The sequence below is a fragment of the Stenotrophomonas sp. YJH_SMC_110 genome (assembly GCF_059369255.1).
This window is the reverse complement of record NZ_JCAFSM010000001.1, coordinates 322847-341177: the sequence shown is the minus strand read 5'-3', so window position 1 is coordinate 341177 and position 18331 is coordinate 322847. Positions and strand designations below refer to the sequence as shown.

Genomic DNA, 18331 nt, shown 5'->3' with positions numbered 1-18331 from the left:
TGATCACCGGCACGCGTGCGCGGTGCAGGGCCACTATGCGAACGGAACATGAAACCTTCTTTACGGAAAACCAACGAATGGTGCAGGGCACCCGCGCAGGTCCCGCAGCCGGATGAAAAAAGGGGCCGGATTCCCTTCGCAAGCAAAGGTTCACCGGCCCCGCGCACTCCGTGGGGGAGGCGGTCCACGCGCAGCGTGGAGACTGGCTTACCCCATGTACAGGCCACCGTTGACCGGATAGTCGGCGCCGGTCACGTACGAGGCTTCATCCGAGGCCAGCCAGGCGCACAGGCCGGCCACTTCCTCGGGGCGACCCAGGCGGCGCACCGGCACCGAGGCCGCCAGCCGGTCCAGTACATCCGGCGGGAAGCTGCTGATCGCCTGGCTGGCGATGTAGCCCGGCGACAGCGTGTTGACGGTGACGCCGCGCGAAGCCACTTCGGCGGCCAGCGCACGGCTGAAGCCATGCATCGCGGCCTTGGCGGTGGCGTAGTTCACCTGGCCGATCTGGCCCTTGTGGGCGCTGACCGAGCCGATGTTGATGATGCGGCCCCAGCCCCGCGTGGCCATGCCGTCGACTACCTGCTTGGTCAGGTTGAACAGCGCATTGAGGTTGGAGGCGATCACCGCGTTCCAGTCCTCCACCGTCATCTGCCGGAACAGCAGGTCGCGGCTGCCGCCGGAGTTGTTGACCAGTACATCGACCTCACCCACTTCGGCGCGGACCTTGGCGAACGCGGCGCTGGTCGAGGCCCAGTCGGTCGCGTTGCCTTCGGAGGCGATGAAGTCGAAGCCCTGTTCGCGCTGCTCGCGCAGCCAGTTGGCCTTGCGCGGCGAGTTCGGCGCGCAGCCGGCAACCACGGTGTGGCCGCTGCGGGCCAGGCTCTGGCAGATGGCAGTGCCGACACTGCCCATTCCACTGGTGACGTAAGCGATTCGAAGCGTCATTGCAGAAGGCTCCTTGGCAAAGGGTCAGGCGGCGAGGGGATACAGGCCGAACAGCAGGCTGCCGATCATCAGCAGCATCGAGATGGCGATGGCCCACTTCAGGGTGAACTTCTGGTGGTCGGCGAATTCGACCTTGGCCAGGCCCACCAGCAGGTAGGTGGACGGCACCAGCGGGCTGAGCAGGTGCACCGGCTGGCCAGCCAGCGAGGCGCGCGCCATTTCCACCGGAGTGATGCCGTAGTTGCCGGCGGCCTCGGACAGGATCGGCAGCACGCCGAAGTAGAACGCGTCGTTGGACATGAAGAAGGTGAACGGCATCGACGCCACCGCGGTGATCACCGCCAGGTACGGGCCCCACGACTCCGGAATGACCGCCAGGAAGCTGTGCGACATCGCTTCGACCATGCCGGTGTTGTTGAGGATGCCGGTGAAGATGCCTGCGGCGAAGATCAGCGACACCACCGACAGCACGTTGCCGGCGTGGTTGACCACGCGGCGGCGCTGCTCGGCCAGGTTCGGGTAGTTGATCACCAGGGCGATGGCGAAGCCGACCATGAACAGCACCGGCATCGGCAGCACGCCGATGATCAGCGCGGTCATCAGCGCCACGGTCAGGGCCAGGTTCACCCACAGCAGCTTCGGCCGCTTGATGTCCTCGGCGTCTTCCACGGTCGGCAGCGGATTGCTGTCGTCCGATACGCTGTTGTCCATCCAGCTGCCGCCCTTGGGCAGGGTCACCACGCCGAGGCGACGGCGTTCCTTCAAGCCCAGGTACCAGGCCAGCAGCAGCACGCCGGCACAGGCGATCACCATCGACGGGATCAGCGGCACGAACACATCGGCCGGGTCCACGTGCAGCGCAGTGGCCGCGCGTGCGGTCGGGCCGCCCCACGGGGTCAGGTTCATCACGCCGCCGGCGAGGATGGTCACGCAGGTCATGTTCAGCGCGTTCATGCCCAGCCGCTGGTACAGCGGCAGCATCGCCGAGACGGTGATCATGTAGGTGGTCGAACCGTCGCCATCGAGCGAGATCAGCATCGCCAGCACGGCGGTGCCAAGCACGATCTTCATCGGATCGCCCTTGACGAAGCGCAGAATCACCCGCACCAGCGGATCGAACAGGCCTGCGTCGATCATCACCCCGAAGTAGAGGATGGCGAACATCAGCATCACGCCGGTCGGCGCGATCTTCTTGATGCCCTCCAGCATCATCTCGTCGATGCCGGCACCGAAGCCACCGATCAGCGCGAACAGGATGGGGATGGTGATCAGGGCGACGAGCGGCGACAGGCGCTTGCTCATGATCAAGTACATGAACGTAATGACCATGCCAAAGCCGAGGATGCTCAGCATCATCTGCGGACTCCTTGCGAAAACAGGACGTGGGGAGTGGAAGGGGCCGGGCGCCGCGCGCCCGGAATGTCAGGCCTAGAAGTCGTACTGCAGGCGGCCGGTGACCGCGCGGGTGCGGTCCACCGTGACCCCGGCCAGGCGGTCGCGGTTGCGGCTTTCGATCACGTTGAGCATGAAGCGCAGGTTGTCGCGCAGGTACCAGTTGCCACCCAGCGTCCACGCCTCAGTGCTGCCACGGCGCAGGTCCGGCGCGCCGTCGAGGTGCTGTGCGCCCCACATCTGGTCGTAGCGCAGCGCCACTTCGAATGCACCGGCCTTGTGGCGGATGTCCTTCACCCGCGCGAAGCGCCCGGTCTTGCGGTCATAGGCGCGGCTTTCGCCGGTGACGAACCAGCTGAGCATGCCGTAGGCGGCCATCACGTCGCCGCGCTGGGCGCCGTCATCGAAGGTGGCGCCACTGAACTCGCCCTGCCACGACAGCGGGCCGCGCACCTGCGCGTATTCCAGCGACCACTTGTTGACGTCGGTATCGCGGCCGGCGGAGAAGTCGACCAGGGTCAGGCGGCTCTCGTCGGACAGGTGGCCGGCCGGGCGCGGACGGATGCGCAGGCCGGGCACGCCATTGGCGCCGGGGTTGTCGTACGCCTCGCGGGCCAGCGACAGGCCCAGGTGCAGCACGTCGCCGTCGCTGGGCGAGGGCGCCCAGGTGATGCGACCACCCGCCGCGCGACCCTTCACCTGCCAGGCGTCGATGCTCTCCAGGCTGTAGAGGCTGGCCGCCCAGGTGAAGTCGCCCGGGTTGGCCTGCCAGGACGCACCCAGGCGGTACAGCGGCGCCAGCGTGGTGCCGGCGTTGCCGCGCTCCAGGAAGCTGCCGTAGTTGGAGCTGGTACGGTCATCCAGCGAGAAATACTGCTTGAACTTGCCCACGGTCAGCTTGCCCGCCTTGCCGAAGCTGCGGGCCAGGTAGACATCCTTGGCCTCGACGCGGTCGCCGGAGAAGTCGGCTTCCAGCTTGTAGTCGACCACGAAGAACTTGCCGGACACATCGACCCATGCACGGCGGATCTCGGTGTCATCCTTGTTCGGCGTTCCGCGGTTGTCGTTGTCGAAGGTGGCGAAGTCCAGGTGCAGGCGGCCCCCCAGGGTGGCGGTGACCGGACGGTCGTCTTCGGCGGCGAAGGCCGGCACCGACAGGACAGCCAGCGCCATCATGGCGGCAGGACGCCGCCAGGCAAACGTGAATTCCACAAACCCTCCCAGGTGCGCGCCAGGCGCGCGGCAATCGTGGGCACCGGACGGTGCGCGGCCGCAGTCTGGGTCGGGCAAGCTGTCATCGTCCTGTCAACGGATTGTGCGGTGCAGCGAAAAGCAGGCCGCTGGGCTCGCCGTGCCGCGCCCGGCGAGCCCAGCGGCGGCATGCGGTAGCATTCGGTTCCCCTCCCACCCGTGTGCCCATGCGCCTGCTGCTGGTCGAAGACAATCCGGATCTGGCCGATGCGATCATCCGCCGGATGCGCCGCAGCGGGCACGCCGTGGACTGGCAGGCCGATGGCCTGGCCGCTGCCAGCGTGCTGCGCTACCAGAGCTTCGACCTGGTGGTGCTGGACATCGGCCTGCCCAAGCTCGATGGCCTGCGCGTGCTGGCCGGCATGCGCGAGCGCGGTGACAGCACGCCGGTGCTGATGCTGACCGCGCGTGACGGCATCGAAGATCGCGTGCAGGCGCTGGATGTGGGGGCCGACGACTACCTGGGCAAGCCGTTTGATTTCCGCGAGTTCGAAGCGCGCTGCCGCGTGCTGCTGCGGCGCGCGCGCGGCCAGGCCAGCGAAGTGGTGCAGATCGGCGGCTTCCAGTTCGACAACGCGGCGCACCGGGTCAGCCTCGACGGGGAGCCGATCGAACTGCCCAATCGCGAGTACCGCCTGCTGGAGATCCTGGTCGGCCGTCTTGGCCAGGTGGTCGGCAAGGACGAGATCGGCAACGGCCTGTTTGGTTTCGATGACGAAGCGGGCCCGAATGCCATCGAGTTGTACGTTGGTCGCCTGAGAAAGAAGCTGGCGGGCGCGCCGCTGCGCATCACCACGGTGCGTGGCGTCGGTTACCTGCTGGAAGCCAGCGATACCCATGCCGACCCCGATGGCTGACACGCGTGCTGCGACTGCGGCGCCGGGTTCGCTGCGGCGCACGCTGCTGCTCTACCTCGGCGTGCTGCTGGCGGTGTTCGCGGTGGCCCTGCTGTTCGCCGCACGCGATTACGGCCAGCGCGCCGCCAACCGATCCTACGATCACCTGCTGGTGTCCTCGGCGCTGTCCATCGCCGATTCGGTGGCCCTGGTCGACGGCCAGTGGCAGGTCGATCTGCCCTATGCGGCGCTGGACCTGCTGGCGATGGCGCCGGAGGACCGCGTGTTCTACCGGGTGGCCGACAGCCGCGGCACGCTGATCACCGGCTACGGTGATCTGCCGACACCGCCGCGCAGGCCCGGTACCCAGCCGCAGCTGTTCGACGCCCCCTACAGCGGCGAAACCGTGCGCTTCGTGGTGGTCGGCCGCAGTTTCGCCGCGGCCTCGGCACAGGGCGAGGTGCAGGTGCAGGTGGGCCAGACCCGGCGCGCGCGCGAAGCCGTTGCGCAGGACATGGTCAATCGTGCATTGCTGGCGATCGGTGTGTTGTCCGGGCTGCTGCTGGCGCTGGTGGCGTTCGGCGTGCATCGTGCGTTCCGGCCGCTGGTGCGGGTGGAGCGCGAGCTGTCGCGCCGCGAGCCGTCCGACCTGAAGCCGCTCGATGCCCGCGTGCCACGCGAGATGGACCAGATGGTGGCCGCGTTGAACCGCTTCATGGAACGCCTGTCCAGCAGCAACGAGACACTGCGCGCGTTCATGGCCGAGGCCGCACACCAGATGCGCACGCCACTGGCGGCATTGCGAGCTCAGGCGCAGTTGGCGCTGGATGATGACGATCCGGAGGACATGCGACGCAGCCTGCAGGCGATCGAGCGCAACGCCACGCATATGAGCCGGCTGCTCAACCAGCTGCTCAGCGATGCCAGCGTGATCCATCGTTCGCACCTGCAGCGCTTTGCGGCGGTGGATCTGGCCGAGACCGTGCACCAGGCGTTGCATGAAGCACTGCCGCAGGCAAGCCCGGCACCGCGCGTGCAACTGGCGATGACTGCCGAGCCGGTGCAGGTGCATGGCGACGCGCTGCTGCTGCGCGAGGCAATCAAGAACCTGGTCGACAACGCGTTGAAGTACGGCGGCGACGGCCCGTTGCAGATCGCGCTGACCGTGGAAAGCGGGCAGGCCGTGCTGACCATCGCCGACCATGGCGCAGGCATCGCGGCTGCCGATGCCGAACGCGTATTCGAGCGCTTCGCGCGTGGCGAAGGCGCGCCATCCGGCGGTGCCGGGCTGGGCCTGGCCATCGTCAAGCGGGTGGTCGACAGCCACGGCGGCCGCATCGACCTCAGCAACCGCCCGCAGGGCGGGCTGATCGCCACCATCCGCCTGCCACGGAGCAGTCCATGATCCGCCTGTTTGCCACGGCCGTTGCCCTGCTGCTGGCCCTGCCGGTGCTGGCCGCGCCCGGCGATGTGCGTCGTTTTCCCGCACAGGGGGCGGCCACCGCGCAGCTGCGCATTCACGGCACTACCGACATCGAAGTGTTCGCGGTGGTGATTGCCGATTACCAGCGGCTGCACCCGGGCACCGAGGTGGTGTACGAGGACATCATCACCCAGGACCTGTACGCGCGTTACCTGCACGACCGCGGTGGACCGGCATCGCCGGACCTGCTGATCTCCAGCGGCATGGACCTGCAGACCAAGCTGGTCAACGATGGCCACGCGCTGCCACATCGCTCGGCGCTGACCGCTGCGCTGCCAGCCTGGGCGCAGTGGCGCAACGAGGCCTTCGGCATCAGCTACGAGCCGGTGGTGATGGTCTACAACACCCGCGCAATGCCTTCGGCAAAGGTGCCGCACACGCGCCGCCAGCTGCTGGACCGGCTGCGTGCCGAAGGTGCACCGTTGCGCGGCAGGGTCGGCACCTATGACATCGAGCGCAGCAGTGTCGGCTACCTGTTGGCAACCCAGGATGCGCAGCGCGGCAGCATCGCCGGCGCGCTGCTGGGGGCGCTCGGCGACAACGACGTGGTGCGCGAAGAGCGCACCGGCGTGCTGCTGGACAAGGTGGCCAGCGGCGAGCTGTCGCTGGTCTACAACGTGCTTGGTTCCTACGCGCAGGCACGGGTCGATGCCGGCGCGCCACTGGCCATCGTCGAGCCTGAGGACTACACGCTGGTGGTGCTGCGCACCGCGGTGATTCCGCGTACCGGCCCACACCCGGAAGAAGCGCGGCGCTTCCTCGACTACCTGCTGTCGCCCCGTGGCCAGCAGGTGCTGTCGCGCGAGGCGCGGCTGATGCCGATCGTGACCGGCAACGCACGTGGCGACGATGCGCCCGGCCGCAGCCGGCGTCCGATCCAGCTCGGCCCGGGCCTGCTGGTGTACCTGGATGCGCTCAAGCGCCGCCAGTTCCTCGATGCCTGGCGCAGCAGCGTCGAGCCGGCGGGGCGCTGAGGCTCCGGCCTGCCCGTACAATGGCGGCATGAGCGAATACACCATCCTGATCGCCGACGACCACCCGCTGCTGCGTTCGGCGGTGGTGCAGTCCTTGCGGCAGAGCCTGCCGCTGGCGCAGGTGCGCGAGGTGGCCAGTGCCGATGCGCTGGCCGAGGCGCTCGACGCACAGCCGGACGTGGACTTGGTGCTGCTCGACCTGACCATGCCCGGCGCGCACGGTTTTTCCGCGCTGCTGCACGTGCGCGGCTCGCATCCGGACATCCCGGTGGTGATCCTTTCCTCCAACGACCATCCGCGGGTGATCCGCCGTGCCCAGCAGTTCGGCGCCGCCGGTTTCATCCCGAAGTCCGCGCCGGCCGAGACCATCGGCGAGGCCGTGCAGGCGGTGCTCGATGGTGGCCTGTGGTTCCCGGCGATGGCCGCCGAGCGTTCGGAGGCCGATGCACTACTGGCCAGCCGCCTGGCCCAGCTGACCCCGCAGCAGTTCCGCGTGCTGCTCTGCCTGGCCGACGGCCTCCTCAACAAGCAGATCGCCTACACCCTGGGGCTGGCCGAGAACACGGTGAAGGTGCACGTCACCGCCATCCTGAAGAAGCTCGAGTGCCACAGCCGCACACAGGCGGCGGTGCTGGTGAAGGCGCTGGAGCCCGAGGGCGACGCCGGCATCGGGCTGTAGTTTCCAGCCAACGGCGCAGCCCCTCGTGGGTGGACACGTAGAGCAGTTCATGGGTGAGGCCGGGCAGATGGACTGCACAGGGGCCGCTGCAAGTACATCCATGTAAGCTCGGTCGCCGCATCCATGCGGCTCACGCCCCTGCGCAGCCCACCTACCCGGCCACGGACAGGTTCCGTGCGCATCCACCCACGGAAGAGAAAAGAAGATCAAAAGCAAAGGCAGCCTGACAGGCCGCTTTTTGTAGAGCCGAGCCCACGCTCGGCTGCTTTCTGGCCGGTCCGTGAAGCCGAGCATGGGCTCGGCTCTACACGAGCAAGCGCAGCGCGCGACCCGCTTTTGATCTTATTTTCTTCTCCGTGGGTGCAGGCCACCGAAACCCGACCGGCCCACCCGCGGCTTCTGCTTTCCGCGACCACCCAGACACCACCCACGAGGGGCTGCGCCGTTGGCTGGAAACTACCCACGATGGCGGATCAGCAACTGACTCATCAGTGCCCGCAGCGCCGGCGGCTTCACCGGCTTGGCCATCATCCCCCAGCCGCGTTCGGCGGCCATCTCACGCAATCCCGCATCGCGCTCGGCAGTAACCAGCACTACCGGCGGGCGGGCCTGCCACAATTCGGCCAATGTCTCGTACAGCACCGGCCCATGGTGATCGCCCATGCGCACATCCAGCAGCACCAGCTCCGGTACTGCGCCTGTTGCTGCCAGCTGCAGCGCCGCCTGTGGGCCATCGGCCAGCGCCACCTCGCAGCCCCAGCGCTCCAGCAGCGCGCGGCTGGCCGCGCACACGTGCGGATCGTCGTCGATCACCCACACCCGGCGACCGCGAAGCGGGTTGTCCGCCGCCGGTTCCTGCACCAGCACCGGCACAGGAGCAGTAGCGGGAATCGCGCTGGCTTCGCCGAACGGCACGCCCACCGCGAACACGCTGCCCTGGCCCAGCTGCGAGCGCAGCCGGATCGGATGCCCAAGCAGGCGGCCGATGCGATCGACGATGGCCAGGCCAAGGCCGGCGCCGCGCTGCTGGCCGTCGTGCAGGCGGCGGAACTCCTCGAAGATCTCGCCCTGCAATGCGTCGGGAATGCCGGGGCCCTGGTCGTGCACCTCGATCCACAGCATGCCTTCACGGCGACGGCAGCCGAGCAGCACGCGGCCGCGTTCGCTGTAGCGCAGCGCGTTGGACAGGAAGTTCTGCAGGATTCGGCGCAGCAGGGCTTCATCGCTGACCACCACCGCATCGGTATCGACCCAGTCGACCACCAGGCCACGCGACTGTGCGGCGATGCCGAATTCGCGCGCCAGCGTCTGCAGCAAAGGCCCGAGCCGGAACGCCTGCACTCGGGTCGGCAGGCTGCCGGATTCCAGGCGCGCGATATCCAGCAGGCTGTTGAGGATCGCATCCTGCGCGGCCAGCGCAGCATCGATGTGGTCCGCAGTCTGCTGCTGCGCCGGGTCGCCCAGCTTGCCGCGCAGCACCGAGACGAACATGCGCGCCGCGTTGAGCGGCTGCAGCAGGTCGTGCACGGCCGAGGCGACGAATCGCGTCTTGTAGCGGTTGGCCTGCTCGGCTTCGCGGCGTGCTTCTTCCAGGTCATGGGTGCGCTCGGCGATGCGGTGTTCCAGCGCATCGGCCAGCGAGCGCAGTTCGCGCGCGGCGTTCTTGTAGCTGGTGATGTCGGCATAGCTGGTGACGAAGCCGCCGTCGGGCAGCGGGTTGCCGCGGATTTCCAGCACGGTGCCATCGTCTTTTTCGCTCTCGCGCATGTGCGGGCGGCCGCTGCGCAGGTGGTTCAGGCGGCGCTCGATGGCTTCATCGACCGGGCCCGGACCAAGCAGGCCACGGCGTGCGTTGAAGCGGAACAGTTCCTCGATCGGCCGGCCGACGCGAACCAGGTCCTGCGGGAAGCGGAACAGTTCCAGATAGCGCGAATTCCACGCGACCAGGCGCAGTTCGCGGTCGATCACCACCACGCCCTGCGGCAGGTGTTCGAGGCTGCGGCTGAGGCCGCTGTCGGCATCGGTGGCGGCCTGCAGCAGGCCATCCTGCGCGGTACGCAGTTCCTGTGCATGCTGCTTGAGCAGGGTTTCCAGCTCGCGGCGGCTGCGCAGGCGATGCTTGGCCAGTCGCCGGCGCTGCTGCACGAACAGCACCAGGAAGCCCAGCGCCAGCCATGCAGCGCCACCGGTGAGTGCTGCGGCGCGGCCGGCGCCGGTGGCGGCACCGGCATCGTGCAGCAGGTGCAGGTTCCAGCCTTCGGCGGGCAGCGGCAGGCTCTGCCACAGCATCGGCTGCGGCAGCGCCGGGTCCAGCAGGCGCACCATGCGGCCGCCATCGGCCAGCACGTCTTCGGTGCGTGCGCGCAGGGGCTGCAATGCGCGGTCGGCGTACTGGCGGGCGTCCAGCATCTCGCGGCGCTCATCGGCTCCCAGCGGGCGCAGCAGCCGGTAGCGCCAGCTGTCCCGGTTGGCCAGGAACACCACGTCGTGGTCGTCGCTGGCCAGCACCACGTCCGGGCTGCTCAGCCATTCCTGCTCCAGCGCGGACAACTCGACCTTGATCACCACCACGCCCAGCCGCTTGCCGTCTTCTTCGATGGCCTGCGAAAGGTAATAGCCGGGCACGCCGGTGGTCATGCCGATGCCGTAGAAGCGGCCACGGCCCTGCGCCAGCGCCTGGCGGTAGTAGGGGCGGTAGCTGTAGTTCTCGCCGACATTGGTGGTCGGCTGGTCCCAGTTGCTGGCCGCCACCGCCACACCGTCGTGGCCGACCAGGGTCAGGGTCGAGGCACGGGTGACTTCGTTGGCGCGTTGCAGCTTGAGGTTCAGCCGCTGCCGTTCGCTGGGCGAGGGCGGCACGCGCAGTGCATGCAGCAGATCCGGGTCAAGTGCCAGCACCTGCGGCAAGGTGCCGAAGCGGTCGATGCGCTGTTGCAGGCCCTGGCCATACAGCTGCAGCTGGCGTTGCACCTGGCTGCTTTCCTCGCCGAGCGCGCGCCGCCAGGCGTAATGACCGGCGGCGACCGCGCACAGCACGGTACCGCCGACCATCACCAGCAGGGTCAGCAACAGCATCCGGTGGCGGCTGAGCCAGTACATGGCGGCAGTCTACGCAGGGCCGGCGGGCGTGGCGTGCACGCCCGCCGGGGTCTGACGTGGAAGGGGTCAGAAGTGCATCTGCGCGCGCAGTTCGAAGATCTCCGGCGTGCTGTGCACGCCACGACGGCTGGCGTCGACCTTCACGTAGTTGGCCTGGAACTTGAAGTGACTGGTCAGGTACCAGTTCGCACCCAGCGTCAGGTCGTGCTGGCGGCCGCCGAGGATGCTGCCATCGTCCAGGTCGAGACGGCTGTATCGGGCCAGCAGTTCGACCGCGCCGTAATTGTGCGCCGGCTTGATGTTGGCCACCGCGCCGGCGTTGTACGGGCGCGATTCGCCGGTCAGCACCCAGCTGGCCATCGCGTACTGGCCACTGCCGGTGTAGTCGGGCTTGCCGTCACGACGGGTGACCGTAGCGCGCAGCGCTTCGGCCTGCAGCGAGAACGGGCCCCGGATCCAGATGCCTTCCAGGCCGGTGCGGCGGATCTGGTCGGCGGTGACCAGCGCACCGGAATCGACGTAGCGGATGTCGGTCAGGCCGGCTTCCGGGCGCGCGCGCAGGCGGGCGCTGGCCTCGTGATGCACGTCGCGGCCATCGCTGTAGCCACGCGGGTTTTCCTGCGAGTAGGCCAGGCCCAGGTGGATCACATCGCCCGGTGCCTTCACCGGCGTCCACACCGCACGCACCGCCTGGGTGGTGCCGGGGTTGTCGCCCTGCAGGTCCTTGCCGCCATAGGCTCCGGCCTGCAGCAGGTACTGCGGGCGCTCCAGCACCCACTCCACGCCGGTGCGGCGGCCTTCGTAGAAGGCCTGCACCGGCAGCGAGGTTTCCAGGAAGCTGCCGGCACGCGAAGAGGTGTTCGCATCCAGGCCGACCGGGGTCTTCATGTAGCCGAAGCGGAAGCGGCCGACGTCACGGCCGAAGAAGGCCTTGCTCTCGAAGCGCACGAACACGTCCAGCCAGGTATCGGCCTGGAAGTCGTAGTAGACCATCGCATCGTAGACGCCCTTCTTTTTCAGCGTCGCGCCGAATTCCTTGCGGCGCACGGCATCGTCGTCCTCGAGGCCACTGGCCGAGGAGAAGTCGTTGTAGTCGTAGGCGATGTTGGCGGTGGCCGCCAGCTCGGTGCCATCACCGAAGGTGTACTTGGTCGGCCAGTTGTCGAAATCGGCGGCCGAGGCGAAGGCGGGAAGGGCGGCCAGCGACAGGGCCAGCAAGGTGGGATTCGGGCGCATGTTGGGTGCGGCTCTCTCAGATTGCGTGTGGACAGGACATCAACGGCCGGAAGGGCCGGAACTTTCGCAAAGACTCACCCAGCCGTTCAGCCCGGGCCACCAGCCTCCCCAGGATCGGGCGGTGCGGCGCCAGTGTAGGCACCTGTGCCACCTGAACCGGGAGGCTAGTACCAATAGGTTATCTGCGCTGGCGTGCCTGGCGCGTACAAAGGCGTCCATTGGTCGCACCTCCTGTGCGTGCTGCACAGGGCCTGCGATCAGTTTCCACGGTAACGGTTCCCGTGCAGCTCCGGGGCCGTACGTGCCTGAAAACGCCCCTTCCGGAGTCCGCCATGCACATCCCGACCGCAGCACCGGTGCCTGCAAAGCCGTTGCCGATCTATCGCCAGCTGTACTTCCAGGTGATCGTGGCGATCGTCCTGGGCGCCATCCTCGGCCATTACGAGCCGTTGATCGGCGAGAAGATGAAGCCGCTCGGTGATGCCTTCATCAACCTGGTGAAGATGATCATCGCGCCGGTGATCTTCCTCACCATCGTCACCGGCATCGCCAGCATGACCCACCTGCGTACGGTGGGCCGGGTCTTTGCCAAGGCGATGGCGTACTTCCTGTTCTTCTCCACGCTGGCGCTGATCGTCGGCATGATCGTGGCGCACGTGGTGCAGCCCGGCGCCGGCATGAACATCAACCCGGCCGAGCTGGACCAGACCGCGGTGCACAGCTACGTCGAGAAGTCGCACGACCTGACCCTGGTCGGCTTCCTGATGGACATCATCCCGAAGACGCTGCTCAGCGCCTTCGTCGACGGCAACATCCTGCAGGTGCTGTTCGTGGCCGTGCTGTTCGGCATCGCGCTGGCGATGGTGGGGGAGAAGGGCAAGCCGGTGCTGAACTTCCTGGAGGCGCTGGTCGCTCCGGTGTTCAAGCTGGTGCACATCCTGATGAAGGCCGCCCCGATCGGCGCCTTCGGTGCGATCGCCTTCACCATCGGCAAGTACGGCGTCGGCTCGCTGATCAACCTGGCCTGGCTGGTGGGCTCGTTCTACCTCACCGCCTTCCTGTTCGTGGCGGTGATCCTCGGCGTGGTCTGCCGCCTGTGCGGCTTCTCGGTGTTCAAGCTGGCGCGCTACCTGAAGGCCGAACTGCTGCTGGTGCTCGGCACCTCGTCGTCGGAGTCGGCGCTGCCGTCGCTGATGGAGAAGATGGAACGCGCCGGCTGCAGCAAGTCGGTGGTGGGCCTGGTGGTCCCGACCGGCTACTCGTTCAACCTGGACGGCACCAACATCTACATGACCCTGGCGGCGCTGTTCATCGCCCAGGCCACCAACACCGAACTGACCTTGGGCCACCAGATCGCCCTGCTGCTGGTCGCCATGCTCAGCTCCAAGGGCGCGGCCGGCGTCACCGGCGCGGGCTTCATCACCCTGGCCGCCACCCTGGCCGTCGTGCCGGAAGTGCCGGTTGCCGGCATGGCGCTGATCCTGGGCGTGGACCGCTTCATGAGCGAATGCCGCTCGCTGACCAACTTCATCGGCAATGCCGTGGCCACCGTGGTGGTCTCGCGCTGGGAAGGCGCGCTGGACCGCAACCGCCTGAAGCTGGCGCTGGATGGCCGCGAAAGCGAACTGCCGCCGCCGGTCGATGCGCTGCCCGAGGCACTGCCGGCCAAGGGCTGATCCAGGTGTGTGGTACCGCGGGGCCGGTCACGACAGTGGTACGGCCCCGCGGCGTTTCAGGGCGTCCCATGGCTGTCATGGGCAACGCCGAAGCTGACATCCCGGTACCGTCGCATACGGCACGGAATTGTGCGGTCGCAGCATGCTTGCGACAGGATAGCGACAGGTCCAGACGCTCCAACGGGGGTATCATCCCCTGTCCCTTCTGCCCATTCATGTAACCCACATCGATGTCCAACGAAGATTTCAAACAGGCCGCCCTCGATTACCACCGGATGTCCCCGCCGGGAAAGATCAAGGTTTCCGCTACCAAGCCCATGCTGACCCAGCGCGACCTGTCGCTGGCGTATTCGCCGGGCGTGGCGTACGCCTGTGAAGCGATCAAGGCCGACCCGCAGCAGGCCAGCGAGCTGACTGCCCGCGGCAACCTGGTGGCGGTGATCTCCAACGGCACCGCGGTGCTGGGCCTGGGCAACATCGGCGCGCTGGCCGGCAAGCCGGTGATGGAAGGCAAGGGCGTGCTGTTCCAGAAGTTCGCCGGCATCGATGTGTTCGACATCGAAGTCGACGAGACCGACCCGGACAAGCTGGTCGACATCATCGCCTCGCTGGAACCGACCTTCGGCGGCATCAACCTGGAAGACATCAAGGCGCCGGAATGCTTCGTGGTCGAGCGCAAGCTGCGCGAGCGCATGAAGATCCCGGTGTTCCATGACGACCAGCACGGCACGGCGATCATCGTCGGCGCGGCGGTGCTCAACGCCATGGCGATCACCGGCAAGAAGATCGAGGACGTGAAGCTGGCGACCACGGGCATGGGCGCGGCCGGCATTTCCTGCGTGAACATGCTGGTGCAGCTGGGCCTGAAGCCGGAAAACATCCTGGCCTTCGACCGCGAGGGCGTGATCCACACCGGTCGTACCGACCTGGATCCGGAAAAGCAGCGCTATGCGCGCGACACCGACAAGCGCACCCTGGCCGAGATCGTCGACGGCGCGGACATCTTCCTGGGCCTGTCGGCGCCGGGCATCCTGACCGCCGACATGGTCAAGACCATGGCGCCGGATCCGGTGATCTTCGCACTGGCCAACCCGACCCCGGAAATCATGCCGGAACTGGCGCGCGCCGCCCGTCCGGACGCGATCATCGGCACCGGCCGTTCGGACTACCCGAACCAGGTCAACAATGTGCTGTGCTTCCCGTACCTGTTCCGTGGTGCGCTGGACGTGGGCGCCACCGCGATCAACGAGGAAATGAAGATCGCCTGCGTGCGTGCCATCGCTGCACTGGCCCGCCGCGCCGCCACCGACATGGGCTCGGCCTATGGCGGTGACACCCCGAGCTTCGGCCGTGAATACCTGATCCCGCGTCCGTTCGACCGTCGCCTGCTGGTGGAGCTGTCGGCCGCCGTGGCCCAGGCCGCAATGGATTCGGGCGTGGCCTCGCGCCCGATCGACGACATGGGCGCCTACCGCGACAAGCTGGCCCAGTTCGTCTACCGCACCAGCCTGATGATGAAGCCGGTCTACGACCGCGCGCGCAGCGACAAGCAGCGCGTGGTGTACGCCGAAGGCGAAGAGGAAGTGGTGCTGCAGGCGGTGCAGAACGTGGTCGATGACGGCCTGGCGCACCCGATCCTGATCGGCCGCCCGGAAGTGATCGAGTCGCGCATCGAACGCCTCGGCCTGCGCCTGAAGATCGGCGAGAACGTTGAAGTCACCAACATCAACGATGACCCGCGCTTCAACGAATACTGGCAGTACTACCATGGCCTGACCGGCCGTCGTGGCGTGACCGTGGCCGCGGCGAAGAACCTGATGCGTTCGCGCCCGACCCTGATCGCAGCAGTGATGGTGGCGCGCGGCGAAGCCGATGCGATGCTGACCGGCATCGTCGGCCGCTTCCACAAGAAGCTGGGCTACGTGCGCAGCGTGCTGCCGCTGGAGCCGAAGGTCACCTCGACCTCGGCGATGACCGGCGTGATCAACCAGCAGGGCGTGTTCTTCTTCGTCGATACCCACGTGCAGGAAGACCCGACCGCCGAGCAGCTGTGCGAAGCGACCCTGCAGGCGGCCTACCGCATGAAGTTGTTCGGCATCGAGCCGAAGGTCGCGCTGCTGTCGCACTCCAACTTCGGCAGCCACGATTCGAAGGACGCGCTGAAGATGCGCCAGGTGCGCGAGCTGCTGCTCAAGCGCAACCCGCGCCTGAACGTGGACGGCGAAATGCAGGGCGACACCGCATGGGATGAAGCGCTGCGCCAGAAGCTGCTGCCGGGCTCGACCCTGCAGGGCCGCGCCAACCTGTTCGTGCTGCCGAACCTGGAAGCGGCCAACATCGCCTACAACCTGGTGCGCGTGTTCACCGATGGCGTGGCGATCGGCCCGATCCTGATGGGCGTGAACAAGCCGGTGCACATCCTGACCACCAGCGCCACTTCGCGCCGGATCCTGAACATGACCGCGATCGCGGCGGTCGATGCGCAGATCAGGAAGCAGCTGGAAGCGGAAAAGAAGGCGTGACTCTGTAGGTGGGCTGAATTAAATTGAGAGAGGGCGGCGTAACTGCCGCCCTTTTTTTTGATTTTCGCCAAGGAAAGGGGGCGTGTGTGGGGAAGAAGGTGGCATTTCTGTTGGGGAATGGCTTCACAATGGATTTCGTTTCCCAGATTAGAAGGGCGAAGCCTGAGTTGGCGTCAAGAATTAATGTTGGGAATATATTTTCGGATGGTGGCGTGCTGCGGTGGCCGCTAGATGAAAGGCCGGGCTTTCTTTCCTACAAAAATAGCCCGCATCTTTGGTCGATTGGTGCGCGATCTTACCTGAGGCCAGAAGAGACAATTCAACTTCTTGAGAGGGTTGTAACCTGCGCGAATGTCTATTCGAGCAGGAAAGGTTCAGTGATGTCGGAAAAGGCTGGAAACGGCTTCCTTCATGCTTACCGAGAGCTTGTGTATTATTTAAAGTACTTGTTCATTCACTACGACTCATTGGTGGGGCCTGTCACTGATTATGTGCGCGACTGGGCTTGGCTAAGCTTCATTCGGCAACTCAATGATGATCCAGAGGTAGAGCAGGTTGTAGTTGTTACATACAACTATGACGTTTGGTTGGAGAGGGCTCTGATGGAGAGTGGAATTCAGTTTGGAGTTCCAATCTTGTCTGTAAATCCTGGTGCGAAGTTCCAGATATTCAAGCCGCACGGGTCTATAAGTTATACTCATGCCAAGTCCCTCCCTAGGGAGTCATTCTCGATTAACTATAACTCGATGTTTAATGACTGCCCTATTACAGAAATAAATGTCGCTTACGAGAATCTTGGTGGGCATACTCCGGTTAATTTTCTGATACCTCCCGCGGGTGAGGCGGGGAGGAGCGCTATTACCTGGGCGCAAGCCATTCGTGATGAGGCGTCTAAACAATTGTCAGAGTTTGGATTCGGTGATTTGGCAATTGTTTGTGGATTGTCTTATTGGCATGTTGACCGGGCTGAGATTGATTTACTTCTCAACTCGATGCACTCCGCGATGAATGTTGTTCATTTGAATCCCGCTCCATCTCCCACATTGGACGCAGTGCTGAATAGTCTCTTCGTGAACTATACGCATTTGGCGTCTAGTGACCTTCTTATTGGATATCCGGCATGATGAAGCATTTGGGTCGCTCTTCTAATAGTGTGAGTATTTCCAACTTTTTTGAGGAGTACACTGTTGGAAAGTACAATATGAATCCTCCCTATCAGCGTTTGAGTGTGTGGAGTGAGGAGAAAAAGGCCTTCTTTATTGATTCAATTTTGAAGAACTTGCCTATTCCTCCCGTTTTCCTTAGGCAGAAAATAGATGATGTTAGCGGGAAGACGAGTTATGAGGTTATTGACGGAAAGCAGAGATTGACGTCCCTTGTTGAATTTATTGAGGGCGGGTTCGCGACCACCGATGAGGCGGATGACATATTTCATGATCCCGATCTTGCAGGGAAGTTTTTCGCCGAGCTGGATCGCGGGCGATTGTCAGAATATAAAAAAATGTTCTGGCGATATCAGATTCCTGTCGAGTATATTGATAGTGATGATTCTGCGACAATTGACGGAATATTTGATAGGCTTAATAGGAATGGTGAGCCTCTCAATGGTCAGGAGTTGAGGCATTCGAATTTCTACAGTAGCCCTCTTCTTAACTTGGCCTACGAGAAATCGCGAGGCGCGTTCTGGGAGAAAAGATTGGATGCGACCGATAAAGCTCGAATGGAGGATGTTGAGTTTATATCGGAGCTTATATTTTCTCTGATTGAGGGTGCTGAGTTGACCGCTACAGATAGTGATCTGGATCAGTACTATGCCAAGTATGCGAGATCTGGGCATGTGGATTGGGCGACGTTGGGCGATAAATTCGATGCGGTGACCAAATTTATGTCTGAGCTTGGCCTTGATTACGAAGGATATAAGATCTCCGGTGTAAGTCATCTTTACGGGATTTGGTGTTTCTCGATGGCATGTGTCAGTAGAGGGATCAAAGCGGTTGATGTTGCGGCAAAGCTGGTTGCGTTCTTTTCCATGATTCGAGATAGAAATTACCAGCAGCCAGCGGCGCAGGAATATAAACAGAGCATGTCGAATCGGACTAAGTTCAAGGGGCAGAGGACGAAGAGAAAGCTCGCGTTGCTCTCCTATTGCGGATTGAACTAGCCATAAATTATGAATTATTGGGCAGATTTTATGCATCTATTTGGAGATGCTGGATGCCCTGGTTTGCTGCATGC

The 18331-nt window shown here is 64.8% G+C and carries 13 protein-coding genes; 8 read left to right on the top strand and 5 right to left on the bottom strand.

The window, feature by feature from the left end; translation table 11 throughout:
• Nucleotides 1-207 precede the first annotated feature (207 nt).
• The 3 genes from phbB to AC5P6H_RS01430 form a co-directional block, all read right to left on the bottom strand.
• Entirely contained in the window at nt 208-948 is a 741-nt protein-coding gene (gene phbB / locus AC5P6H_RS01440) for an acetoacetyl-CoA reductase (protein WP_005419193.1), read from the bottom strand.
• Between the two features lie 24 nt (nt 949-972).
• Nucleotides 973-2301, bottom strand: coding sequence for a CitMHS family transporter (locus tag AC5P6H_RS01435; protein WP_005419191.1), 1329 nt, complete (start codon nt 2299-2301; stop codon nt 973-975).
• A gap of 75 nt (nt 2302-2376) precedes the next feature.
• The gene (locus AC5P6H_RS01430; RefSeq protein WP_495202348.1) at nt 2377-3516 is read right to left on the bottom strand and encodes an OprO/OprP family phosphate-selective porin; all 1140 of its coding nucleotides are present in this window, start codon (nt 3514-3516) and stop codon (nt 2377-2379) included.
• A 242-nt stretch (nt 3517-3758) separates the two neighbouring features.
• Here AC5P6H_RS01430 and AC5P6H_RS01425 point away from each other — a divergent pair, with 242 nt between their 5' ends.
• The 4 genes from AC5P6H_RS01425 to AC5P6H_RS01410 are packed head-to-tail and all read left to right on the top strand — an operon-like array spanning nt 3759 to nt 7563.
• The gene (locus AC5P6H_RS01425) at nt 3759-4448 is read left to right on the top strand and encodes a response regulator (RefSeq protein ID WP_495202256.1); all 690 of its coding nucleotides are present in this window, start codon (nt 3759-3761) and stop codon (nt 4446-4448) included.
• Nucleotides 4441-5832: a sensor histidine kinase gene (locus AC5P6H_RS01420; protein WP_014648362.1), complete on the top strand. Its 1392-nt coding sequence runs from the start codon at nt 4441-4443 to the stop codon at nt 5830-5832. Before AC5P6H_RS01425 ends, AC5P6H_RS01420 begins: the two co-directional genes overlap by 8 nt.
• The gene (locus AC5P6H_RS01415; protein ID WP_014648361.1) at nt 5829-6884 is read left to right on the top strand and encodes an ABC transporter substrate-binding protein; all 1056 of its coding nucleotides are present in this window, start codon (nt 5829-5831) and stop codon (nt 6882-6884) included. Before AC5P6H_RS01420 ends, AC5P6H_RS01415 begins: the two co-directional genes overlap by 4 nt.
• 28 nt (nt 6885-6912) lie before the next feature.
• Nucleotides 6913-7563, top strand: coding sequence for a response regulator (locus AC5P6H_RS01410; RefSeq protein ID WP_014648360.1), 651 nt, complete (start codon nt 6913-6915; stop codon nt 7561-7563).
• Nucleotides 7564-8019: 456 nt separating this feature from the next.
• Here the strand turns inward: AC5P6H_RS01410 and AC5P6H_RS01405 are convergent, their stop codons facing one another.
• Nucleotides 8020-10662, bottom strand: coding sequence for a hybrid sensor histidine kinase/response regulator (locus AC5P6H_RS01405; protein WP_049408085.1), 2643 nt, complete (start codon nt 10660-10662; stop codon nt 8020-8022).
• Nucleotides 10663-10728: 66 nt separating this feature from the next.
• Nucleotides 10729-11898 (bottom strand): OprO/OprP family phosphate-selective porin, encoded by a 1170-nt coding sequence (locus AC5P6H_RS01400; RefSeq protein ID WP_046432442.1) that lies wholly within the window; start codon nt 11896-11898, stop codon nt 10729-10731.
• A 332-nt stretch (nt 11899-12230) separates the two neighbouring features.
• Here AC5P6H_RS01400 and AC5P6H_RS01395 point away from each other — a divergent pair, with 332 nt between their 5' ends.
• The 4 genes from AC5P6H_RS01395 (at nt 12231) to AC5P6H_RS01380 (ending at nt 18257) form a co-directional block, all read left to right on the top strand.
• A complete protein-coding gene (locus AC5P6H_RS01395; RefSeq protein ID WP_014648357.1) occupies nt 12231-13574 on the top strand; it encodes a dicarboxylate/amino acid:cation symporter in 1344 nt (447 codons plus the stop codon).
• Between the two features lie 230 nt (nt 13575-13804).
• The gene (locus tag AC5P6H_RS01390) at nt 13805-16096 is read left to right on the top strand and encodes an NADP-dependent malic enzyme (RefSeq protein ID WP_014648356.1); all 2292 of its coding nucleotides are present in this window, start codon (nt 13805-13807) and stop codon (nt 16094-16096) included.
• A gap of 128 nt (nt 16097-16224) precedes the next feature.
• Nucleotides 16225-17220: a hypothetical protein gene (locus AC5P6H_RS01385; RefSeq protein WP_495202255.1), complete on the top strand. Its 996-nt coding sequence runs from the start codon at nt 16225-16227 to the stop codon at nt 17218-17220.
• Entirely contained in the window at nt 17217-18257 is a 1041-nt protein-coding gene (locus AC5P6H_RS01380) for a GmrSD restriction endonuclease domain-containing protein (RefSeq protein WP_495202254.1), read from the top strand. Before AC5P6H_RS01385 ends, AC5P6H_RS01380 begins: the two co-directional genes overlap by 4 nt.
• Nucleotides 18258-18331 lie beyond the last annotated feature (74 nt).